At 66.4% G+C, this 22,408-nt stretch carries 22 protein-coding genes; 11 read left to right on the top strand and 11 right to left on the bottom strand.

The window, feature by feature from the left end; translation table 11 throughout:
- The first annotated feature begins 55 nt into the window (after positions 1-55).
- The 3 genes from AC5RTS_RS14290 to AC5RTS_RS14280 all read left to right on the top strand — a co-directional run bounded on the left by AC5RTS_RS14290 (position 56) and on the right by AC5RTS_RS14280 (position 3,826).
- Positions 56-721, top strand: a complete 666-nt coding sequence (locus AC5RTS_RS14290; RefSeq protein ID WP_493992674.1) for a TetR/AcrR family transcriptional regulator — start codon at positions 56-58, stop codon at positions 719-721.
- Positions 722-759: 38 nt separating this feature from the next.
- Positions 760-3,285 carry an MMPL family transporter gene (locus AC5RTS_RS14285; RefSeq protein ID WP_493992673.1) on the top strand — a complete coding sequence of 842 codons (2,526 nt, stop codon included), beginning with the start codon at positions 760-762 and terminating at the stop codon, positions 3,283-3,285.
- A 169-nt stretch (positions 3,286-3,454) separates the two neighbouring features.
- Positions 3,455-3,826: a VOC family protein gene (locus tag AC5RTS_RS14280; RefSeq protein ID WP_493992672.1), complete on the top strand. Its 372-nt coding sequence runs from the start codon at positions 3,455-3,457 to the stop codon at positions 3,824-3,826.
- Between the two features lie 104 nt (positions 3,827-3,930).
- Here the strand turns inward: AC5RTS_RS14280 and AC5RTS_RS14275 are convergent, their stop codons facing one another.
- Together AC5RTS_RS14275 and AC5RTS_RS14270 are read right to left on the bottom strand one after the other, a co-directional pair.
- The gene (locus tag AC5RTS_RS14275) at positions 3,931-4,263 is read right to left on the bottom strand and encodes a hypothetical protein (protein WP_493992671.1); all 333 of its coding nucleotides are present in this window, start codon (positions 4,261-4,263) and stop codon (positions 3,931-3,933) included.
- Between the two features lie 69 nt (positions 4,264-4,332).
- On the bottom strand, positions 4,333-6,252 hold the full coding sequence (locus AC5RTS_RS14270) for an ABC transporter ATP-binding protein (protein WP_493992670.1): 1,920 nt from the start codon (positions 6,250-6,252) through the stop codon (positions 4,333-4,335).
- Between the two features lie 92 nt (positions 6,253-6,344).
- Between AC5RTS_RS14270 and AC5RTS_RS14265 the strand changes: the two genes are divergently transcribed.
- The 3 genes from AC5RTS_RS14265 (at position 6,345) to AC5RTS_RS14255 (ending at position 10,091) form a co-directional block, all read left to right on the top strand.
- A complete protein-coding gene (locus tag AC5RTS_RS14265) occupies positions 6,345-6,818 on the top strand; it encodes a MarR family winged helix-turn-helix transcriptional regulator (RefSeq protein ID WP_493992669.1) in 474 nt (157 codons plus the stop codon).
- Positions 6,819-7,696: 878 nt separating this feature from the next.
- Positions 7,697-8,473 (top strand): alpha/beta fold hydrolase, encoded by a 777-nt coding sequence (locus tag AC5RTS_RS14260; protein WP_493992668.1) that lies wholly within the window; start codon positions 7,697-7,699, stop codon positions 8,471-8,473.
- The gene (locus tag AC5RTS_RS14255) at positions 8,466-10,091 is read left to right on the top strand and encodes a histidine kinase dimerization/phospho-acceptor domain-containing protein (protein ID WP_493992667.1); all 1,626 of its coding nucleotides are present in this window, start codon (positions 8,466-8,468) and stop codon (positions 10,089-10,091) included. The genes AC5RTS_RS14260 and AC5RTS_RS14255 overlap by 8 nt, the downstream gene beginning before the upstream one ends.
- Before the next feature lie 98 nt (positions 10,092-10,189).
- Here AC5RTS_RS14255 and AC5RTS_RS14250 read toward each other — a convergent pair whose 3' ends face one another.
- Positions 10,190-10,645, bottom strand: coding sequence for a MarR family winged helix-turn-helix transcriptional regulator (locus tag AC5RTS_RS14250; RefSeq protein ID WP_493992666.1), 456 nt, complete (start codon positions 10,643-10,645; stop codon positions 10,190-10,192).
- Between the two features lies 1 nt (position 10,646).
- Complete coding sequence (locus AC5RTS_RS14245; RefSeq protein ID WP_493992665.1) at positions 10,647-12,398, bottom strand: MDR family MFS transporter; 1,752 nt, start codon at positions 12,396-12,398, stop codon at positions 10,647-10,649.
- A 185-nt stretch (positions 12,399-12,583) separates the two neighbouring features.
- On the opposite strand from AC5RTS_RS14245, the gene AC5RTS_RS14240 reads away from it, so the two are divergent.
- A complete protein-coding gene (locus tag AC5RTS_RS14240; protein WP_493992664.1) occupies positions 12,584-13,966 on the top strand; it encodes a DUF2254 domain-containing protein in 1,383 nt (460 codons plus the stop codon).
- 53 nt (positions 13,967-14,019) lie between these two features.
- Here AC5RTS_RS14240 and AC5RTS_RS14235 read toward each other — a convergent pair whose 3' ends face one another.
- Positions 14,020-14,781 (bottom strand): sulfite exporter TauE/SafE family protein, encoded by a 762-nt coding sequence (locus AC5RTS_RS14235; RefSeq protein ID WP_493992663.1) that lies wholly within the window; start codon positions 14,779-14,781, stop codon positions 14,020-14,022.
- Positions 14,782-14,850: 69 nt separating this feature from the next.
- Positions 14,851-15,441 carry a rhodanese-like domain-containing protein gene (locus AC5RTS_RS14230; protein ID WP_493992662.1) on the bottom strand — a complete coding sequence of 197 codons (591 nt, stop codon included), beginning with the start codon at positions 15,439-15,441 and terminating at the stop codon, positions 14,851-14,853.
- Positions 15,442-15,569: 128 nt separating this feature from the next.
- On the opposite strand from AC5RTS_RS14230, the gene AC5RTS_RS14225 reads away from it, so the two are divergent.
- Entirely contained in the window at positions 15,570-15,827 is a 258-nt protein-coding gene (locus AC5RTS_RS14225; RefSeq protein WP_493992661.1) for a metal-sensitive transcriptional regulator, read from the top strand.
- Between the two features lie 62 nt (positions 15,828-15,889).
- Here the strand turns inward: AC5RTS_RS14225 and AC5RTS_RS14220 are convergent, their stop codons facing one another.
- Entirely contained in the window at positions 15,890-17,287 is a 1,398-nt protein-coding gene (locus AC5RTS_RS14220) for an MBL fold metallo-hydrolase (RefSeq protein ID WP_493992660.1), read from the bottom strand.
- 175 nt (positions 17,288-17,462) lie between these two features.
- Between AC5RTS_RS14220 and AC5RTS_RS14215 the strand changes: the two genes are divergently transcribed.
- Together AC5RTS_RS14215 and AC5RTS_RS14210 are read left to right on the top strand one after the other, a co-directional pair.
- The gene (locus AC5RTS_RS14215) at positions 17,463-17,657 is read left to right on the top strand and encodes a DUF8730 family Cys-rich protein (RefSeq protein WP_493992659.1); all 195 of its coding nucleotides are present in this window, start codon (positions 17,463-17,465) and stop codon (positions 17,655-17,657) included.
- Positions 17,658-17,706: 49 nt separating this feature from the next.
- Positions 17,707-18,285, top strand: a complete 579-nt coding sequence (locus tag AC5RTS_RS14210; protein WP_493992658.1) for a GNAT family N-acetyltransferase — start codon at positions 17,707-17,709, stop codon at positions 18,283-18,285.
- On the opposite strand, the gene AC5RTS_RS14205 is transcribed toward AC5RTS_RS14210, so the two are convergent.
- On the bottom strand, positions 18,282-19,403 hold the full coding sequence (locus AC5RTS_RS14205) for a saccharopine dehydrogenase family protein (protein ID WP_493992657.1): 1,122 nt from the start codon (positions 19,401-19,403) through the stop codon (positions 18,282-18,284). The two genes, AC5RTS_RS14210 and AC5RTS_RS14205, sit on opposite strands and share 4 nt — an antisense overlap.
- Positions 19,400-19,810 carry a VOC family protein gene (locus tag AC5RTS_RS14200; protein ID WP_493992656.1) on the bottom strand — a complete coding sequence of 137 codons (411 nt, stop codon included), beginning with the start codon at positions 19,808-19,810 and terminating at the stop codon, positions 19,400-19,402. Before AC5RTS_RS14200 ends, AC5RTS_RS14205 begins: the two co-directional genes overlap by 4 nt.
- Positions 19,811-19,892: 82 nt before the next feature.
- Here AC5RTS_RS14200 and AC5RTS_RS14195 point away from each other — a divergent pair, with 82 nt between their 5' ends.
- Positions 19,893-21,017, top strand: coding sequence for a serine hydrolase domain-containing protein (locus AC5RTS_RS14195; protein ID WP_493992655.1), 1,125 nt, complete (start codon positions 19,893-19,895; stop codon positions 21,015-21,017).
- A gap of 4 nt (positions 21,018-21,021) precedes the next feature.
- Here the strand turns inward: AC5RTS_RS14195 and AC5RTS_RS14190 are convergent, their stop codons facing one another.
- Both AC5RTS_RS14190 and AC5RTS_RS14185 read right to left on the bottom strand, forming a co-directional pair.
- Entirely contained in the window at positions 21,022-21,651 is a 630-nt protein-coding gene (locus AC5RTS_RS14190) for a maleylpyruvate isomerase N-terminal domain-containing protein (RefSeq protein ID WP_493992654.1), read from the bottom strand.
- 82 nt (positions 21,652-21,733) lie between these two features.
- On the bottom strand, positions 21,734-22,393 hold the full coding sequence (locus tag AC5RTS_RS14185; RefSeq protein ID WP_493992653.1) for a response regulator: 660 nt from the start codon (positions 22,391-22,393) through the stop codon (positions 21,734-21,736).
- Between the last annotated feature and the right edge of the window lie 15 nt (positions 22,394-22,408).

Here is a 22,408-nt window from a genome sequence, read left to right as displayed (position 1 = left end):
CTCGCCCGCCCGGAGTCGTTTGCACCCAGTGCAAACGTGCACGTAGTGTAGAAACGTGTTCACCACGACTAATCCTGACCGCCGCCAGGCGCTCAAGGACCGCCACCGGCAGGCCATTGTGGCTGCCGCGGCGGCGCTGATGCACGAACGGCAGACCACGGACTTCACGGTAGATGAATTGGCTCAGCGGGCCGATGTTTCCCGCCGCACGGTGTTCAATCATTTCGGTTCCGTCCGTGACATCGTCTCCGAGGTGTGCAGCGGCGTCCTCAGCACTGCGGTGGAGAGCCTGACCGCGGTGCCGCAGGCCGGGGACGAGCGTCCGGGCATGTTTGAGGAGATTGCCGAGGCATTCCGCACCGCTGACCTGGTCGCGCCCATGGCCTACCTGACCCGCCTGCTGGGCCCGGGAGTGCTTCCGGCATCCGCGCAGGCGCAGGCCCATCCCATTGCCGTCCGCGCCTTCACCGAGCTGAACGAACGGCTCTCGGCCTCCATGCTCAGCCGCTACCCGGAAGCGGACCGGCTGGGCGTTGACCTTCTCGTGGGCTCCGTGACCAGCGGGATGGGCGTGCTGTACCACCACTGGCACTGTGCCACCGATGCCGCAGACACTCCCGAATCCCGGCAGGTCTGGGCCGAGCTGCTGGACACGCTCCTTGAAAAAGTGCGCAGCGGGCACGCCGCGGACCCTGCATCCCCTGAATCACTCCACCCGTAGTTCCCCATCCATCCCCATAAAAAGGACAGACCCTCACAATGGCTGAATTCCTCTACCGCCTCGGAGCCGCGGCTGCCCGCCGCGCGAAAACCGTGCTGGCGGCATGGATCGGAGTGCTGGTGGCTGCCGGAGCGGCGTTTTTGCTCTTTGGCGGCACGCTTGCCACCGGCTTCTCCATCCCGGATACCCCGACCACTCAGGTCACCAACCACCTGCAGGAGAAACTTCCGGAAGCATCCGGAGGCACAGGTTCCGTGGTGGTCCAGACCGAGGACGGCTCAGCCTTCACGGATGAGCAGAAGCAGGAGATTTCCGCGCTGATCGCCGACGCTTCGGAGATCGACGGCGTGGAAACCGTGGTTGACCCGTTCGCCACCGAAGCGGACCGCGCCGCGCAGGGCCAGCAGCTCCAGGATGGCCAGGCCCAGGTTGATGCCGGACGCCTCCAGATTGAACAGGGACGCGCCCAGCTCGAGGACGGGCAGGCCCAGCTTGACGCCGCCCGGCAGCAGGCCGAAGCGGCCGACGCCCCGGCGGAAATGATGGCACAGCTGGACGCCCAGCAGGCCACCCTGGATGCCAGCCGTGCCGAGCTGGACGCCAAGAGCGCCGAGCTGGAAGCCGGCGCCGTCCAGGCCGAACAGGGCGCTGCCCTGCTGGACATGGCCGCTGAAATCCGCACCGTGTCCGAGGACGGCAGCGCGGCAGTAGTCAACGTTGTCTTCAGCGAGACCCAGATGGAGGTGGAACAGGAAACCAAGGACGCCTTGGTGGCGGCCTTCGAGGATGAACCCATCGACGGCGTCAAGGTGGACTTCTCCGCCGAGGTTTCCGCCGGAGTGCCCAGCATCCTGGGAGTCGGCGAGGTGGTCGGCCTGGCGGTCGCCGCCGTCGTCCTGGTGGTTATGCTGGGCACCTTCATCGGTGCCGGCCTTCCGCTGGTCACCGCCCTGATCGGTGTGGGTATTGGTGCCGCCGGTGCGCTGGCTTTCTCCGGCGTCGTCGAAATGGCTTCCGTTACCCCGATCCTGGGTGTGATGCTCGGACTCGCCGTAGGCATCGACTACGCCCTGTTCATCGTCAACCGGCACCGCCGCCAGCTCAAGGCCGGGTACTCCCTGCAGGAATCCATTGCACTGGCCAACGGCACCTCCGGCAACGCCGTGGTGTTTGCCGGCGCAACGGTCTTCATTGCCCTGCTGGCACTGAACATCACCGGCATTCCCTTCCTGGGCCTGATGGGCACGGTCGGCGCGGCATGCGTGGCCATTGCCGTGCTGGTGGCCACCACGCTGACTCCGGCGCTGCTCAAGCTGGCCGGCATGAAGATCCTCAGCCGCAAGGAGCGGGCCAAGCTGGAGAAGGACCACGGTGCCTCCGCCTCGGCCGGCAAGCCGGAAACTATCCCGGTGAAGCAGATGTCCACGGTACGCGCTGCGCTCACCGTGGTGCTGTCCATCGCTGGCCTGCTGGTCATCGCCATCCCGGCGCTGGATCTGCGCACCAATCTCCCCGACGGCTCCTCGGAGGCCCACGACACCACCCAGTACCGGGCCTACGAGGCTGTCTCGCAGAAGTTCGGCGAGGGCCAGAACGGTTCCCTGCTGGTGGTCGCGGACCTGCCCGGCAACCCGGACGAGGAAGAAATGCTGGTGGCCCAGGGCGAGATTGCCCGCACGCTCTTCGACCAGGAGGATGTTGCGGCCGTAGCCCCGATCGGCAATTCAGAGGACCGCACCGTCACCGCCTTCCAGGTCATCCCGGAAGAGGGCCCCACCAGCGAGTCCACCCAGGAACTGGTGCACACCCTGCGGGATCTCTCCCCGATCAGCACCGAAAACGGTGACGTGGAGCTGGGTGTGGCCGGAACCGCGAGTGGCAACATCGACATCTCGGAGAAGCTCTCCGAAGCGCTGCCGATCTACCTGGGCGTAGTGGTGGGCCTGTCCCTGCTGATCCTGATCCTGGTTTTCCGGTCCATCTTTGTGCCGGTGATCGCGACGCTGGGCTTCATCCTGTCCTACTTCGCGGCCATCGGCGGCGTGGTGGCCATCTACCAGTGGGGCTGGCTCGCCGGCGTCTTCGGTGTGGAGACCCCGGGGCCGGTACTGAACTTCCTGCCGACCATCCTGGTGGGCATCCTGTTCGGCCTGGCCATGGACTACATGCTCTTCCTGGGCTCCGGCATGCGCGAGGCCTTCGTTCACGGTTCCCCGGCCCGCGTGGCCGTGATGCAGGGCTTCCGTGCCGGCCGTTCAGTCGTCACGGCTGCGGCGATCATCATGGTGTCCGTGTTCGGCGGCTTCATCTTCTCGCACAGCACCATGATCCGGCCCATCGGCTTCGCCCTGGCCTTCGGCGTGCTGGTGGATGCCTTCGTGGTCCGGATGCTGCTGATCCCGGCGCTGATGCACCTGGCCGGCGACAAGGCCTGGTGGCTGCCGAAGTGGCTGGATAAGATCCTGCCCGACGTCGACGTCGAGGGCGCGTCCCTGGAACGCCGCCATCCGCACGCGGAGGAACATCCGGCGTCGGACGACGTCGAAACCCCCGTGCGCGGCTAGCGTCCCGCAATATCCACAACGGCAGGTGCCGCTTCCCGCATGGGGAGCGGCACCTGCCGTTTCTGGCTGCCTGACACCCAGGTGACGGCCGGGTCCGCTCACGCGTTTCGGCAACCGGCCGGGGTACCGGGGCTAGCCGCAGGCGCCAAAGCGTCCTAGGCTTCCGGCCATGGCTATTGCGCGCAACCCCACCACTGTCCTCGACTGCCCCGACGCAGTTGCCCTGGCCACCTTTTACGGCGCTCTCCTCGACTGGAAGGTGAACCTGCACGAGGATGACCCGTACGACGACTGGACCGATATCGAGGATGTCACCGGCCAGCGCTACTGCTTCCAGCAGGTGGAGAACTACACCCCGCCGGTCTGGCCGGAGCAGGACGTCCCGCAGCAGATGCACATCGACGTGGATGTTGATGACCTGGACGAGGGCGAAGCAGCCGTGCTGCTGCTCGGTGCAACCAAGCACGCATATCAGCCGGGGGAAAGCTTCCGGGTCTTTCTGGATCCGGCCGGACACCCGTTCTGCCTCTGCCAGGCCTAGCGGCGGAATTTTGCTCCACTTCCAGCTTTTTCGGCCGGTTTGAGCCTTTTCGGCCGGTTGAAACCGGCCGAAAAAGCGCAAACCGGCCGCAGATTCTTCAGAGGCTAGCGAACGCTGCTGAGGTTGCAGCTCTCATCGAGCCGGTCCAGGGCCTTCCTGTCCTCATCGGTAGGCTCACCGCCTTCAGGACCGGCGGAGATAACCCTCCCGGCGGTCTTGATGTCTTCCGTGAGGGTGTCCGAGCTTTTCCGTGCAAGGTCGTTGAACTGCTTGCCGATGTCCGCCAGGACATCATCCGCAGGCTCGCTGTTCGGGAAGTCGGCCACGATGGCACGAAGCTCCATGCAGGTGTCCTCCGTGCTCAGATCCGATGCGCAGGAGCTCAGTCCGAAAGCGGCGAACACGGCCAGCGCAGCGGTTGCAATGGTTTTTCTCATTAGTTCCCCATGGATGGCTGGCGGGAGTTCGGCAGGCACCAGTGTACGGGGGAGGAGGCTTCACACCGGCTAATGCAGGGGCTGCGGTGTCCCGCCCGCCGGTGCGGCCTCCTCCAGCCTCGCGCTGTGCGCGGCCAGCCGGGCATATGCCCCGCCGGAGGACCGCAGCTCGGCCGGAGTGCCGCGCTCCACGATACGGCCGGCGTCGAGCACTGCCACCTGGTCCGCATTCTCCACGGTGGAGAGCCGGTGCGCGATGGTCAGTGTGGTCCGTCCGGCGGCCAGCCGCTCCAGCGCCGCCTGCACCTGCGCCTCGGTGGTGTTGTCCAACGCCGAAGTGGCCTCATCCAGCACCAGCACCGGCGGGTTGCGCAGGATGGTGCGGGCAATGGCCAGGCGCTGCTGCTCGCCGCCGGAAAAGCGGTGGCCCCGCGCGCCCACCATGGTGTCCAGGCCCTCGGGCAGGGCGCCCACGGTGTCCGCCATGCGGGCGGCGGCAAGGGCAGACCAGAGCTGGTCATCGGTGGCCTCGGGATCGGCCAGCAGCAGGTTTTCGCGCACCGAGGCGTGGATCAGGTAAGTCTCCTGGGAGACGACTCCGACAATCCGGGCCAGGTCTTCGGCCGCAATCTCGCGAACGTCCACGCCGTCAATGAGCACCGTTCCGGCGGTGGCGTCATTGAGCCGGGGCAGCAGTGAAGCGAGCGTGCTCTTGCCTGAGCCCGTGGCGCCGACGACGGCGGTGGTGGTCCCGGCGGGAAGCGCGAGGTTGATGCCGTGCAGGACCTCCGTGCCGTCGTCGTACGCGAAGCGCACTCCCTCGAACCGGACATCGCCGCGCACGGTGGCCGGGTCCAGCCGGACCGGGTTTGTTGCGGGCTGGATCTGCGGGACCAGGTCCAGATATTCGAAAATCCGGCTGAAGAACGCCAGCGCGGTCACCCACTGCACACCGATGTTCAGCAGGCCCATCACCGGGCGGAAGATGGCACCCTGCAGCCCGGTGAAGGCCACCAGCGTGCCGATGGTCATGCCGCCGCCGGTGGCAGGAAAGCCTGCAGCCAGGTAGATGACTGCGGGAATGGCGGCGAAGACAATCTGCATGGTCGCCATCCGCCAGCGGCCGGCCAGCTGGCTGCGCATCTCCAGGCCCACCAGCTTCTCCGAACGGTCACGGAACCGGGCGGCGTCGCGCGGACCGGTGCCCAGGGTCTTGGCCAGCCGGACGCCGGAGACGGACAGGCCCTCCTCGACCTGCGTGTGCAGGGCGGCAAGTTCGCGCTGGCGTTCATCGGTGACCTCACGCCGGATCTTCGCGACCCGTCGGGAGAGCCAGATGGCCGGCGGCAGCACCACCAGCGAGATCAGGCTCAGCCCGGGGGAGAGGGCCACCATTGCGACGGCGGTGGCAATCGCCGTCGTGAGATTTGAGGCAACGCCGGTGGCGGTGGTGGTGACCACTGACTGCATGCCGGAGATGTCGTGGGTGAGCCGGGACTGCACCTCCCCGCCGCGGGTGCGGGTGAAAAATCCCAGCGATTGCGCCTGCAGGTGGGTGAAGAGGTTCACGCGCAGGGTGTGCATCACGCGCTGGCCCATACCGGTGGCCAGCCAGGTCTGCACCACGCCAATCGCGGCGGTGACCGCGGCGACCAGCACCATGGAGGCGGTCAGGATCGCGAGCAGCCGGATGTCCTGCTGCGGCAGGGCCTTGTCGATCACCCCGCGGACCAGGAACGGCTGGGCCAGGTTGACCACTGAGGATGCGGTGATCAGCAGGACGACGACGGCGATGGTCCCCTTGTGCGGGGCGAAGAGCGCGGCGATGCGGCGCAGGGAGACGGGATGCTGGGTGAGCTGCTTCTCATCGACGGGGTTGAGTTTCGCGGGGCCGGGCCCGCCTCCGGGTCCGCCGCCTGCTCCGCGCTCGCCGCGGGGACCGCCTGATCCGCTGCCTGTGCGGCCGGTGTCGATGCCGGGTATAGCCATGAATCCTCCTGACGCTGCCGGGAACATATGCCAGCAGCTATTGCAGAGGTTACCTCACTATGTGGTTACCGCGAAATGGGTAGACTGGGGCCATGACTGAATCCCCTGCCGATCCGGCCGCCCTGGGCGAACTGATGCATGCCGCGTTCCGCGGGCTGCGGAAGCGCTGGATGCACCAGTTGGCACCCTTTGAGCTGACGCCGCACCAGTTCCGGGCGCTGAATGTTGTGGGCCGGGCAGCGGATGCGGATGTCTCCGGTGGCGGGGAGCCGGGGCTGCGATTGAAGGAGCTCGCGGAGCAGCTGCATATTGCCCCGCGCTCGGCCACGGAGGTGGTGGACCAGCTCACCGCCAAGGGGCTGGTGGCACGCAGTGCCCATCCCACGGACCGGCGCGCCACCCTGCTCTCGCTGACGGAGGAGGGTGCGCGGCTGCGGGAGCAGGTGCAGGCGGACCGCAGGCGTGAGACTGACGAGTTCTTTTCGGTGCTGGAACCGGGGGATCGAGCAGAGCTCGCCCGAATCCTGGGGGAGCTGACCGGCCGTGGCATGGATGTGGTCCGGTAGGCCGTCCTAAAGCCTCACTGCAGACGGCCGGGTGCGTCATGAATGGCATTTCGCACTACCGGCAATGTGTGTTCTTAGTCATATCTTGAGCGGAAATTGAGCTATATTTTGGCACCCCATGAAAAAATAAGCACACTGTGGGATGTAGAGACCCCGCAGAATTGCGTGCCGTTGATCACAATTGCACGGTGTGGAGAAGGCTCTGTCTGAGAAACGGGGCCTTCTCCGCTAAAATTCGGAGCATTTTTTCCGGCCGGCTCAGGCAAAATCGCCCGAGCCCTCACGGTTCCTGCTTTTTCATCGATTTCTTTATAAACTCAGCGCCCTGTTACATTGCGAGCGGGGATTTCAATGTGTTTCTCAGACGCATCTCCGGCGCCGGCCATCTCACCGGCGACCAATTAATCGATACAAAAGGTCTCTACATCCATGCGCAAAAGTAACCTGTATGTTGCTTGCCCTCGGCCCGATTGCCCGCGTGCCCGGCCGTACCTGCACCCTTTGGCAGGCGCCCTCAGGCGCCGCTAACCGGTATGCGGCGCGCCTAAGCGTGGCGGACCAGGGCAGCGGGCCGCGGATCACTGAGTTCCCGCCAAGCGGGTCCATATCCCTCCCCAGTTGGCCGCGTTCGGCCGTCTTTCCGCGCCTCGCCGCCGCAGCTCCGGCTTTCCCGCCTCCGCGTGGCCACGCCGGATGTTTCTGCAGCATCCATTCGCCCGCCCGGGTAAATATGCCAGCATCCCGGGCGGCAGTAACAATTCACCGCCGTAAAACTATGTGCCGTACGGCACAAAGCGGCAACTAAAGAACATTTATCATTTTGGGGGGGTAGACGAATAATGAACGCGCAGAATGTAATCGATCGCAATAATGTGCAGGTGTTGGGCCGCCCTGAGGGGCCGCCCCTCGTGCTGGTGCAGGGCTTCGGCTGCGACCAGGTGATCTGGGACCGGATGCTTCCGGCCTTTACGGACAAGTACAAAGTCATTCTCTTTGACCATGCAGGCACCGGTGGCGCAGATCCGGCAGCTTATGACCGGGCTAAGTACTCAACGCTGGACGGATACGTCAATGATCTGCAGGAGGTGATGGATGTCCTTGATCTTCAGGACGCCACTGTCCTCGGACACAGCATCGCCGGGGCGATGGCTCTGACCCTGGCGCGTAGTAATCCGCGGATCGGCAGGCTCATCCTGCTGTGCACCTCGGCCCGTTACTTGAATGACGGTTCGTATACCGGCGGTCTTGAACCGCAGGATGTGGAGAGCGTCCTGGCGGCTGCGGAGTTGAATTACCCTTTGTGGGCCGCGTCTGCAGCTCCGGAGCTTACCGGCACACCCTCTGGATCCCCGGTGAGTGCGGAGCTGACGGAACGGCTCTGCCGGTTGAACCCGGAGTATGTCCGCGACTTCCTCCACATGTCCTTCCATACCGATATAAGGCACCTGCTGCCGCAGGTTATGACGCCCGCCCTGATCCTGCAGACCGCGGCTGATCCGCTGGTTCCGTCGGCAGCGTCGGATTACCTGCATACGCATTTGCCCGCCAGTACCTTCAAGCTTTTGGACACTTACGGAAGCATGCCCCATCTTGGGTCCCCCGCAATAACAGCGGCGGCGGTCCTGACCTACCTGAGCCAGGTTTCCCGTGGCTAAACCACTGCGCAGGGCGGTCATCCTGCGGAAGAACACCGAACCCGCGGGCGCCGACGTGGCGGGTATGGATTACGAGGCGAATTTCCATGAGGCGCCGTCCGGTCATCTGATCCTGTCAGCAGACGGGACCATCCTTGACGTTAACCGGACACTGGCGGGATGGACGGGGCGCCGGCGGGAGAAGCTTCTCGGCATTAACGTCATGGAACTGATGCCGGTAGCGGACCGGGTCGTGTTCTCCTCCCATGTGGTGCCCCAGCTCGCGGTGGCGGAAAGCATCAGTGAGGTGGCAGCAGACTTCCTCGGCAAGGGCGGGGAGCCGCTGCCTGTCCTTCTCTCCGGGGTGCGCTGCCGCCGTAAGGGTGACGGTGTCCTGATGGATCGCATCACCGTGGTCAAGGCAGCCGAGCGGAGGCAGCACGAACAGGAATTGCTGGCGGCCCTGCGCAAGGCTGAAGCCGCGGAAGCTGCACGGGCAGTGGTGGAAGCCGAACTGCGGGAAAAGTGCCGGGCCCTGGAGGAAAAAGACCGGCTGCTGCAGGAGGACCTGGCTGCGGTCACTACGGAGCGGGCGCTGCTTGACACCGTGATCAACGCTGCCGATGTAGGGCTGTTGGTTGTCGACATCCAGGGGAAGACCGTTCTGACCAACGAGCATCTCAGGTCCACCTGGCAGGATGTCATGGGCGACGCACCCATGGATGGGGAACGGCCGCGGATGTTCTCTGCCGACCGGGTTACGCCGGTGCCGGACGAAGAAAGCCCGGTGCGGTGGGCTGCGGAGGGCAAGACCTTTTCGGACCGGTTGCTGTGGTTCGGCAGCGGTGATGAGCAGATGGCTGTGAGTGTTTCGGCCCGGCCCATCAAGGCCAACGGTGCACTCGCCGGCTCGGTCATTGTCTTCCATGACGTCACCCGGTTGGCCAGCGCCCTCTCGGCACAGGAGGAATTCGTAGCGAACTTCTCCCACGAGCTCAGAACTCCGCTGACCTCGATCATGGGCTACCTGGATCTGGTGCTGGAAGACAGCGGGCTGCCCCCGCATTTGGCGGGTGCACTCAATGTGGCCGTACGCAACTCCGAACGGCTGCTGGCGTTGGGTACGGACTTGGTGACGGCCGCTCCGGACACCAAAGACCCTCGGAACCGTCCGGTGAATCTCGCTGCAGCCGTCCGCACCGGGATCGCGTCCATCAGCTCAAAGGCCAAGGCGCAGCAGGTGGATTTCCTGACCGATCTGCCGGTATCGATAATCGGCGGCGTCGACCCGGGCGGGTTTTCCCAGGCAGTGGGCCATCTGCTCTCCAACGCCGTGAAGTACTCGCCGGCGGCGGGAACCGTCTACGTGCAGCTGTGGCAGCAGGCGCAGGTGGTGTGCCTCCGGATCGCTGACACCGGCGGCGGTGCCGGTGAGTCTGATGCCGGAAAGCCAGGCAGCAAAGCCACCCGTACACGGCGCTCCCCTGCAGCACCGGATACGGACCGGGACCTCGTGGCTGCTAAAAGCATCCTGGAGGAGCACGGCGGAGGCCTGGCGTTCGTGAGCAGCGCAGGGGAAGGCAGCGTTTATATGGTGACCCTGCCCATTACTGCGGAGCTGGCTGCACTCAACAGCTGACCCATGCTGAACGCCCCGGCATCCATTCGCCGGCGGTGCACGAAGCAGCGGCCGGCAGCCCAAAGGCTGCCGGCCGCTGCCGCATTTAGTGGGGACGTCTAGTCCCGTTCGTTGAGCTTGCTGAGCAGCTCTGCCAGTCGCCCAACCTCATCCGGGTGCCAGGTTTCCAGCCGGCCCCGAATGCGGGAGCGCTTGGCGGTGTGGGCGGACTCGAACCGCGCCCGTCCCTCGGCCGTCAGGGTCAACAGCTGCGCCCTCCCGTCAGCGGGATCAGAGCGCCGGCACACCAGGCCCAGTGCTTCGAGCTGGGAGACCGTCCGGCTCAACAGCGCCTTATCCACCTGCAGCGTTTCCGCCACGGCACCCTGCTGGCATTCCGAACCCTGGTAGAGGGTCATCAGGACGGTGAAGCCGAGCGGCTGCAGCGAAGGATGCACGGCCAGGGCGGATTCCTTGAACGTGCGCCGCGCCGACGCCAGCATGTGCGCGAACTGACGCTCCACCTCCTCGATTGAGGACGTCGCGGCGCCCTCCCAAGGGGCCGGCGTCGTCACGCTAGTTCCCCCGCCTGCCGGCGGGAATGTCCGGGTTCTGTCCCGCGGCGGCCTCGGCGTCGGCGGCTATGCGGGCGGCAGTGTCGCCCGGCGTTTCCTCAGGCGTTTCCAGTGCGGGTGCACCGTTGACTGCCGTGGCCGCTGCCTTGGCGGATTCCTCAGCCTGCATCTTTTCGTGGCGCGTCATGCTGCCCAGCTCCAGGTTCGGGAGAAACAGCACGGCCAGCAGTGTCAGCAGACCCAGCGGGGCGGCGATCATGAAGATATGTGCCACGGAGGAACCGTACACGGATTCCACAATCACGCGCACCGATTCGGGCATGGCACTGACGGCCGGGATGCTGCCCGAAGCCAGCGTGGCGGCAATGTCCTTGCCCTGATCGCCGAGGGCGGCAATGGCACCCATGAGTTCGCCCTGCTTCTCCGCCAGGCGGTCGGTGACCTGGGTGGCCAGCACGGCGCCCAGCGCCGAGACGCCCACGGTGCCGCCGATGGTGCGGAAGAAGTTGATGCTGGAGCTGGCCACACCCAGATCGCGGGTGGGGACATCGTTCTGCACCACCAGCACCAGGTTCTGCATCACCATGCCCACGCCGGCGCCGAGCAGGAACATGTACACCGAAACGAGCCAGAAGTTCGTGTCGTACTCGATGGTGCCCATCAGCACCAGGGCGGCCGTGAGGATGACCGAACCGGAGACCACGTACGCCTTCCACTTGCCGGTCTTGGTGATCAGCTTGCCCACAATGGTGGAGACAATGAGCAGGCCGCCCATCATCGGGATGGTCATCAGGCCGGACATGGTGGCCGAGGCGCCGCGGGCCAGCTGCATGTACTGGGCCAGGAACACCGAGGTGCCGAACATGGCCACGCCGACGGCGAGGGAGCCGATGACGGAGAAGGTGAAGGTCCGGTTGCGGAACAGGGTCAGCGGGATCAGCGGTTCGGCGGCCTTCAGTTCCACGGCGACGAAGGCGGCAAGGCCGACCAGGGAACCGCCGACCATCCAGGCGGTGGCGGCGCTGGCCCAGCCGAACTCGGAGCCGACCAGGGAAACCCAGATCAGCAGGCAGGAGACGGAGGATGCCAGCAGCACAATGCCCGCGTAGTCAATGCTGACCTTGCGCTTCTTCAAGGCGGGCAGGTGCAGGGTCTTCTGGATCATGAACAGCGCGACGGCGGCCAGCGGCACCGCGATGTAGAAGTTCCAGCGCCAGTTGGCGAAGTCGGTGATGACGCCGCCGATCAGCGGCCCGCCGACGGTGGACAGGGCCATCACTGCACCGAACAGGCCCATGTAGCGGCCGCGTTCACGCGGGGAAATGATGTCCGCCATGATGATCTGGGTCAGTGCGCCGAGCCCGCCGGCGCCGATGCCCTGGATGACGCGCATGGCAATCAGCCAGTCGGTGTTCTGTGCAAATCCCGCAGCAGCACTGGCCACGATGAAGATGATCAGGGCCAGCTGCACCAGGACCTTGCGGTTCAGCAGATCCGCCAGTTTGCCCCACACCGGGGTGGAAACCGCGGTGGCCAGCAGGGTGGCGGTCACCACCCAGGTGAAGGCGGCCTGGTCGCCGTCGAGGTCGGAAATGATCACCGGCAGCGACGTGCTCACCACGGTGCTCGCCAGCATCGAGACGAACATGCCCAGCAGCAGACCGGTCAGGGCCTGGAGGACTTCACGGTGTTTGCGTTTGGCCACGGCTGCAGCCTCGGCGCGGGCATCCTGCAGGGCAGGGGGAACGGACATGCATACTCCAAAAGTGGTTGACTCAGGTCAAAGGTTGATCTAAGTCAACTATAGTGCTCCGCGATGCCCGCCCTGCCCGTTTGGGTGGTGCTGTGAGGGATCTAACGGGCGCCGCCCAAGTGGAGCCGCGCCACGAAGCCGGGCAGACTGGGAGCCAGAGTAATCCTGCGTTCAGAGGGGTCCCCATGGTCAAGCCCGTGCACGGTGCAACCACCGTTCCGCCCGATCCCCGCGGTCCGGAGCCGCGGATCCGGTTCTCGCGGGAGGCGCTGCGTGCATCACTGTGGTTCTGGCCCAGCTGCGCCTCGCTTGCAGCGCTCGGGGTGTCCCTGCTGCTGATGCCGGTCCGCCCGGGGCCGGACGCTGCCTGGGCGCAGTGGATCTGGCCCGCGGGCGTGGACGCCGCGTCCAGTCTGCTGCAGACGGTGGCTACCAGCGTGATGACCGCCGCCACCGTGACGTTCTCGCTTACCGTGGTGGCGCTGCAGTTGGCGTCCCAGCAGTTCTCCCCGCGGCTGCTGCGTGATTTTGCCCGGGATGTGCGCACCCAGGCGGTCCTGGGCGTACTGCTGGGTACGTTCCTGGTCAGCATTACCGGGCTGCACGGGATGGATTCCGGCCGGCCGGTGCCCGTGCTGGTGGTGGGCCTGGTCTACGTGCTGGGCATCGCCTCGGGCATTGTGCTGCTGCTGTTCATCGGGCATATTGCCCGCTCCCTGCGCGTGGACACCATGATGCGCAACGCACACCAGGGGTGCCTGACGGTACTGCGGGAAACCTATCCTCTGTCCGAAACGGGTGAGCTGCAGGAGTTTGACCAGCCACAGGGTGGAACGCTGGTGGCCGTGGGCCGCAGCGGCATTGTGCAGGCGGTGGAGTGGAAACCGCTGATGACGGCACTGCAGCAGCACCGGTTGAGCATGCGGGTCATGGTTCAACCCGGCGACCATGTCACCCTCGGGTCACCGGTGGCGCGGGTCTGGGCCGACGACGGCGGGGAGGTGCCGCTGCCGGCTGTGCGCAAGGCGCTGGCGGAGGCACTGGAGATTGGTTATGAGCGGACGCCGGAGCAGGATGCGGCCCTGGGGCTGCGGCAGCTGACGGATATTGCAGTGAAAGCCATCTCGCCCAGCATCAATGACCCCATTACCGCGGCCCATGCCGCCGGTTACTGCGCGGATCTGCTGGTGGATCTGCAGCGCCGCCGGCTGGGTGCGGAAGCGCACCGCGATACCGAGGGGGTGCAGCGGCTGGTCACGGAGGGCCGGGACTACCGCTATTTCCTGGATCTGGTCTGCGGACCGGTGCGCCGCTTTGCCCACTCGGAGCCGATTGTGCTGACCGCGGTGCTGCGCCTGCTGCGGGACTGCGCCGCCACGGCCGTCAATGACGACCAGCGGGAGGAAATCCGGCGGCAGAATTCGCTGGTGCTGGAGACTGTCCGCGGCGAAATGGTGGTGGCGGATGAGGAGGAGATCCGCGACATGGGCCGTCGGGTCGAGGAAGCCCTCGCCGGGAATCTTGACGCTGCCTTCACCGACCGGGCCGGAGAAACCAGGTCGGTGTGAGAAAGGGGCCGGCCGGGGCAAAGGCCCGGCCGGCCCCTTTGCGCTTTACCGGATCAGCGGAGACCCAGCAGCTCCTGGGCCAGGACGAAGACGCCCATCACCAGGACAAAAATGCCGAACCCGCGCCGCAGTGCGGCCTCCGGAATCCGTCCGGCCAGCCGGGCGCCGATAAGGGAGCCCAGAATGGCCGCGATGGTTACCGCGGCAATGAGCGGCCAGTTCAGGGACACGGTGGTGAGGTACCCGCCCAGGCCCGCGAAGGACTTCATCGCGATCACCACCAGGGAGGTACCTACGGCCACCGGCATGGACAGGCCGCCCAGCAGCGCCAGCGCGGGCACCACCAGGAAGCCGCCGCCCGCACCCACCAGGCCGGTGACCAGACCGACCACCAGGCCCTCGATAATCACCTTGCCGACGCGCAGTTCCCCGTCGCCGGCGGCCTTCACGTTCTTGCGTCCGCGGATCATGGCCGCGGAGGTGGCAACCATCATCAGTGCAAAGGCGATCATCAGGATGGTGCCGGGAATCCGTCCGCCCAGCAGCCCGCCGCCGAAGGCGCCCGCCATGCCGGCTGCGCCGAAGATCAGGCCGGTGCGCCATTGCACCCGCCCCTTCCGTGCATGTCCGATGGCGCTGACGGCCGACGTCACGCCGACGACAAACAGGGAGGAGGCAATGGCTTCACGCGGGTTGAGTCCGGCGACGTAGGTCAGGATGGGGACGGTCAGGATAGACCCGCCGCCGCCCAGCAGGCCGAGGGAGACGCCGATCAGTACGGAGAGCAGCAGGGTGGCCGCGAGGGCGAGGGTCATGATGGGTCCTTGGGTTGAAGCGGCGGTCCGCGGCGGCCGCCGCAGAAAACGGCGGCCGCCGCGAGGGGTCTAGCGGGAGGTGGGCAGCTGGCCGATGGCGGACTGTGCGGTGGGTTCCGCAGCGGTCCGGTTCCAGGGCATCTTGGCGAGGACCTGGCCCATGGCGCAGGTGTTGGTCGCGGCCGAGAACGTCAGTCCGGCGCCGATCCCGCCGGCCAGGAAACGCACCTTGGGGGAAACGAACCGGCCACCGGCAAGCCCGGCCACCACGAGGGTGCCGGCTGCCATGCGGACCTGGCGCTCCAGGGACCAGCGCTGCGCGCCGCGGACAACGTCGCCGCCGGCGGAGGCAAAGGCTGGCACGCCGCCCTTGAGGACCATGGCGCTCTCGACGCCGGCCCCGGCCAGGTGCCCGCGGGCCTGTTCTGCGCGGACGCCGGACTGGCAGACCAGCACTACGCGGCCGCCGAGGCGCTCGGCCAGCTGGCCGGTGTGCTCGGAGAGCAGCGGCAGCGGCACATTGTAGGAGCCGCGGATATGCAGGGATTCGAATTCGGCGGCGGAACGGACGTCGATGATGACCAGATCGTCAGAGGTGCCGGTCATTTCCAGCAGCGTTGCGGCGTCGAGTTCGGACACGGAGGGTAGTGCGGAGGCCATGGGGTCTCATTTCTTATGGTTGTGTTGCTGTTGTGGTGCTTTGGGTTTGTGCGGTTCGAGGCGCCCGTCACGGCCCTCCAGTAAACCCCCGGGGGTATACTGGAGGAAGAATCTACCGAGGAGAGTCCATGCAGCTCGACAACACTGAACTTGCCCCCGTCGTCAACCGGCTCAAGCGTGCCCAGGGCCAGCTGGCCGCTGTCACCCGGATGCTTGAAGAAGGCCGGGACTGCAAGGACATCGTCACGCAGCTCGCCGCCGTCTCGAAGGCCTTGGATAAGGCCGGATTCGCGATTATTGCTGCGGGACTGGAGCAGTGCCTGATCAGTGAGGACGGCTCCATGGACAAGAAGGACCTGGAAAAGCTCTTCCTCTCCCTGGCCTGACGGACGGAGGAAAGGGGGTGCTTCGCGATGCGGAGCACCCCCTTTTCCGTGTGCGCCGGGGGTTAGGCAGACTGTCCGGCCTTCCACTGCGACCAGCCGGCGTAGCTGCCATCAAGTTCGACGACGTCGAAGCCGGCCCGGCGCAGAGCGCTCGCAGCCACGGAGTTGCGCACCCCGCTCTGGCAGTAGGTCACGATGGTTCCCTCGGCGGGCAGCTGGTCCTGGTTCCACAGCACCCGGCCGGCGCTGAGCTGGTCCGATCCGGGAATGTGCCCGTCCGCATGCTCGGTCTTGTTGCGGACGTCCAGTACCAGGGCGGCGTCGAAGCTTTCCAGCTCCTCCGGGTTGATCCGCTTCGGTGTGCTCGTCGGCAGTCCGTCCAGGCTGGTGGCGTAACCGGCCACGCGGTCAATGCCCACGCGGACCAGGTGGTCCCACATTTCCCGTGCCGCGGCGGCGTCGTCGGCCAGTAGTACCAGCGGCCGCTCGTCCGTTTCCGGATCCACGGCCCAGGCGCCGAAGCTGGCGGTCTTTTTGCCGGCCGGGATGTTCACGGCCCCGGTCACGGTTCCCTCGTGCACTGCCGTGTGCGGGCGGGTGTCCACAAAAGTGATGCTGTCCTGCTCCAGTCCGCGGACGACGTCGTCGGCAGAGAGCTCTTCCAGCTCGGAACGCTCGCCCATGACGGCCGGGCCCTGCCGGTTTTCGCGCTTCATCCGGCCAAAGTAGGCGTGGGCGTCGGGCTGGCCGTTGAGCAGTTCATCCACAAAGCCCTGCTCGTCGCCGGCTTCAACGTACGGGCCCCACCAGGCGTACAGCCGTTCGTACCCCACCGTGGTGGACGGCAGCGCGCCCAGGGCCTTGCCGCAGGCGCTGCCGGAGCCATGGCCCGGGTAGACCTGCACATGGTCCGGCAGGGTAACGAACTTCTCCTGCAGGCTGCGGAAGATCTGCCGGGCACCCTCGAAGCGGGTGTCGACACCGCCCGCGGCCTCGTCCAGCAGATCCGGACGGCCCAGGTCGCCGGAGAATACGAAGTCGCCGGAGAGCAGGTAGCCGGGGTCCTTGCTGAAGGCTCCGTCGGTGATCAGGAAGGACAGGTGTTCCGGGGTGTGGCCCGGGGTGTGCACCGCCTTCAGCGTGATGTTGCCGATGCTGATGGTGCCGCCGTCGTACAGGCGCTCCGCGGCGAAGCGGTACTGCCAGTCTTCCCCGCCTTCGCCGGAAACGTACATTTCGGCGCCGGTGGCGGCGGCCAGTTCACGCGTGCCGGAGAGGTAATCGGCGTGGATATGGGTTTCCGTAACCGCCACGATGCGCATGCCGTTGGCGGCGGCGAGTTCCAGGTAAGTGTTGATGTCCCGGCGGGCGTCCACCACCACAGCCTCGCCCTTGCGCTGGCAGCCGATGAAGTAGCTCGCCTGGGCCAGGTCCTCGTCATAGATGCGTTCGAGCAGCATGTTGTCTCCTTTGGATTGCGGTTGGACACCCCCGGGGGTATCCGATCTGTTTTCCACGGTAATACCCAAGGGGGTATAGCCGCAACTCGGCGGGACGCGCTTTTGCATACCCCTAGGGGTATCTGTCAGGATGGCGGAAGCAAGAGATTTCCCCGATCCGAAACGGAGTTCGAATATGTGCAGAGCGGCTACATGCAAGAAGTGCGGCAAGACCACCTGGGCCGGCTGCGGCAACCATGTGGATCAGGTGATGCGCAACGTGCCCAAGGGTGAACGCTGTACCTGCAGCGCGAATGCAGGCAAGCCGGCTGTCGGTGCCCAGCCTGCCGGCGGCAGCGGCTGGCTCGGAAAGCTGTTCGGCCGCAAGTAGGGGCCGGTGCCTCCGGGACACGGAGGCGCCGCCATGGCAGGCTGTGCCCATGGAAACCAGCACCGGCATTCCGCCATGGCCCGCGGCGGAACCCGCCAGCGGCAGCATCCGCCTGCGCCCGTTCCGGGATGAGGATGCCGGCATGGCCATGGACCTTGCCCAGGACACCTATATCCCCACGGTCGGCAGTCTCCCGGCAAGGGAAACCTACGAACAGGCATTGGATTGGCTGGAACGCCAGCGGTACATGCACGTGCGGGGGAGCGGTTATTCCTTCGCTATTGCCGACGCCGCGACGGACCGCGCCGTCGGTCAGATCGGCCTGTGGGGATGGGAACTGCAGCAGGGCCGCACCCAAGCGGGCTATGCGGTGGTGCCGGGCGCCCGTGGAGCGGGTCTCGCGGCCCAGGCGCTGACCGCCCTGCTGGACTTCACCTGGAGCATCCCCGAGGTGCACCGGGTGGAGTTGTACATCGAACCCTGGAACGCGGCATCCTTCCGGAGCGCAGAGCACGCGGGTTTTGAGCGGGAAGGGCTGCTGCGCAGCTACATGGAAATCTCCGGGCAGCGCCGCGACATGCTCATCTACGCTGCGGTGCGCAGCCGGGACCCGGCCGCCGGCGCCTAGGCGCCACTACCGTCCACCGGAACCAGGCCTACCTCGGCACAACCCCGGGCCAGCCCCTCCAGTCCGAAGGCCCCCAGGGGGCCGGACACGCCCGGTTTCAGATCCTTCCGGTCCCGCAACTGCTCAGCTCCCCAGGCAATCAGCTCACCCGTCAGCGTGTAGACGTTCGGTCCCGTGAGCTGCACCGCCGACAGCACGCCCCCGTCCGCCCCCGACACGGTAGCCACCACCTGGGTGCGCGTTTTAGCCCGCGTGGCACTGTCCGGTCCGCCGGGTTTCCTAATGATGGGAGAGGTCAGTGTTTCCATCAGACGCCGGCCCCGGGACGACTTTCCAGCCGCGTGGGAGAGGCCGGTAACCAGGCTCAGGGCCCGGCTGAACGGGGAGAACCAGCCGTTGTACACCGATACCGCCTCCAGTTGGGGAAATGCATCCGGTAGGAAAAGCACCTCCGTGCCCGGGACCAGAAATCCCGTTTTATGTGCTCTCTGCGTACCGCTGACCGGGAAGACACGGACGTCGGCCGCCGTCCGCACTTCGACCAGCCGCCCGTCCATGCGGCGGACCGCAGGCAGGAACAAGCCGTCACGCAGGGTTCGCCCCGTGCCCTGGCTCAGTCCCGGGCGCCGTGCACCCGAGGTGAAGTAGCCGACGTCGAGCGTCCGGCCGGGCGCTCCGGCCTGCTGTGCCGCCATGGCTCCGGCCAGGTTTCCCGGCACATAGTCATAGCCGAAGGCCGGCAGAAGCACGGCGCCGGTGTCCTTCGCCTGTTGCTGGAACCGCCCTTGCAGCGTGCGGACAAACCCCACCTCACCGGTGGTGTCGAGATAACGGGCGCCGGCTTGCACCGCGGCCTCGGCGACACCCAGGCCGAAGCGCTCGAAGGGCCCCACGGTGGTGATCAGCACGTCACCCGGATCCAGCAGGCGGCGCACGCTGCCCGTGTCATGGGCGTCTGCGGCGGCGAACTCCAGCCCGCCGTGTTCCTCCGCCAACCCGGCCAGCGCATCAGTGTTGCGTCCGGCCAGGACGGGCCGCAGGCCACGCCGGAACAGTGCCCCCAACACCAGGCCGCCGGTGTATCCGGTGGCGCCGAGCAGGACAATGCGGCCGGTCATTGTTTTCCCTGAGAGGTTGGCTCGTACCCGATCAGCCAGTGCAGCCCGTACTGGTCCACTACCTGTCCGTCGGAAGCGCCCCACGGTTTGGGGCCCAGCGGGTCCACGATCCGGCCGCCTACGGCGAGGCGGTCAAACCACTCGTGCAGGAGGGGCGGCTCGGCGGTTCCCAGCAGGGAGAGCATCACGCCCCGGAGCTGGATACTCTCCTCATGCAGGGCCGCGTCCGCACCGTACAGGGTCACGACGCCGCTGAGGATGCCGTGCGCAATGGCCTTGGGTGCACCGCCGCCGCCGAAATCCGCATTGGTGTGCAGCGACAGCTCCCCGCCAAACACCCTGGCGTAAAACGTGAGGGCCTCGCGTGCAGTGCCGGGGAAAAGGACATAAACCGAAGGGGCCGTCATGGCGCACAGCATACATAGCCGAACCCGCGGCAGGACCCGTGCAGCCGTTGACTCCCCGGCACCACCGGCGGACAGTGGATGCATGCCAGGCATCGGTGCACCGCTGTGGGACGTCCTGTCCAGGACCGTGGAATCGGGCTGGTGCCCCGGGCTGGTGGCCGGTATCCGGATTGACGGACAAACGGAGTTTTTTGCTGCCGGTTCGCTGGATCTCGAGAAGTCCGCACCAATGGAGGAACACACCCCGTTCCGCGTGTCCTCGCTGAGCAAGCTGCTTGGCGGCGCCCTGGCACTGAGCATGGTGGCGGACGGGACGCTGGACCTGGAGGAGGATGTGTCCCGCCTCCTGCCCGCGCTGGGCCACCTGCGTGTACTCGCCACCCCGGATGCGCCGCTGACCGTGTCGGTTCCGGCCCGCGGCCCGATCACCGTTCGGCACCTGCTGACCTTCACGGCCGGGTTAGGCATCGATTTTGCGCCCACACCGTACGCGGCGGCCACCCGGGACCTGTTGTGGGGGCCGAACCCGCCGGACTTTACCCCCGACGAGTATCTCGCCCGGCTGGTTGACCTGCCGCTGGCCCACCAGCCCGGTGACCGCTGGATGTACCATTCCTGCGCGGATCTGCTCTCGGTGGTGCTGGCCAAGGCGGGCGATGCATCGGTGGGTGAGTTGCTGGAGGAGCGCATCAGTATTCCGTTCGGCCTCTCCGGGACGGGGTTCCCGACCGGCGCTGAAGCCTTCCCGGCTGTGTACGAGGCAATTGACGGCAGGCTTCAGGAAGCAGCCCACTACCGGGACGCGATGGCAGCTCCGCCGAAGTTTGAATCCCTGGCCGGCGGCCTGGCATCCACGGTGCCGGACTACCTGCGCTTCCTCGGTGGGCTGGCAGATGACGCCGTGCTCCCCGCGGACCTTCGGGAACAGATGACCGAGGACCAGCTGACCTCCCCGCAGCGGGAAGGCATGCTCGAAATGTCCGGACCGGACGAATCATGGGGCTTTATGACCGCAGTGCAGACCGGGCCGGGTGCGCCATGGACCGAACCGGGGATGTGGGGCTGGGCCGGCGGCTCCGGCACCAGCGCGGCGGTGTATCCCAACGGTGACATCGGTGTCATTTTCACCCAGCGGTTTATGTCCGGCCCACAGGATGACTTCGGGTACTTCTGGAATCCGTTCGGGGCGCTGCGGGAAAACCTGTAGGAACTCACCACGGGCCAAGCAAAGGCGCGGAATCCAGTGTTCCCCGGCCTGCCAGCCACGCCATGAACCGCCTCCGATCCGTCGGCTCCAGCCGGTCCGGGACCGTTGCCAAGAGCACCGGGAGGTCCCATTCCACATACTCTTCCGGCCAGTCCGCGGGCGAGTACCCCACTCCGAGATCGGCGTGATGCATCTCCACTTCGCGCAGCCGGTGGGCAGGGCACGCCACCACTCCGTAGGGTTCGCCGCCGCGAAGGTGCCCGTTGGAGAAGCCGGCTTCGGAATAGCGGCCGAACAACTCTTCGAGCCGCGACTGGCTGGCCTGCAGGTCATCGACAAGTTCCTGCGCGCTCCGGCAGGCCCCCGCCTCGATGTCACCGTTCCGCTGGGTTTCGCCGCCCGGATACTTGGGAAGGTCGAGACCGTCCAGTGCCCCGGCGATCCGCCGGCCCAGCCCGTCGGCGTTGCGGGCCAGATGGGTGAGGACATGTCCTACGCTCCAGCCCGGTAGAAGACTGGGTGCGCGGACGTCGTCGTTGGTCAGGGCCGTCACGCTGCCCATCAGGCGCGCATGGGCCTCGATGCAAAGTTGCGCGGCACGTCCCGGGTTGCTGTCCAGCCCCACTGAAACCACCTGTCCTCTCCTGCCGACCTTGAATGCTCAGGAACGACAGCCTAACGGCAGGGTGGAACTGGCGGTCGGATTCCGGTGCGGCTTAGGCCGACTGCAGGTACGCCAGCACCGCAAGCACCCGGCGATGGTCCCCGGGGCTCTGCTGCAGACCCAGCTTCGCGAAAATTGACGTGATGTTCTTTTCCACGGCCCCGGCGGAGAGGAACAGGGTGCTGCCGACGGCGGCGTTGGTGCGGCCCTGGGCCATCAGGTCCAGCACCTCCGTCTCCCGCGGGGTCAGGCGTTGCAGGTCCGTGCGGTGCCGGGAGGCGCCCATCAGCTGCTGCACCACCTCGGGATCCAGCACGGTCTCACCGCGTGCCAGGCGGGCCAGGGCTGCGAGGAAGTCGGCGACGTCGGCCACCCGGCCCTTGAGCAGGTAGCCGACCCCGGCGGGATGGCCGGCCAGCAACTCAGCGGCATACCGGGTCTCCACATACTGCGAGAGCACCAGCACGCCCGCCTCCGGGTGGGTGCGGCGCAGTGTCAGGGCCGCCTGGATGCCCTCGTTGGTGAAGGTGGGCGGCATCCGGTTATCCAGCACCACAACGTCGGGCAGCTCGCCGTCGTCGGCTGCGTCCAGGGCAGCGAGCAGGTCCGCGGCGTTGTCGACGACGGTGACCACCTCGTGTCCCCGGCTGGTCAGCAGCTCGGTCAGGCCGACACGCAGCAGCGTGGAATCCTCGGCCAGCGCAATTCTCATGCGACGGCAGGGCAG

It is taken from the genome of Arthrobacter sp. MDT1-49-2, from assembly GCF_059090185.1.
This window is presented reverse-complemented; position numbering and strand designations above follow the sequence as displayed.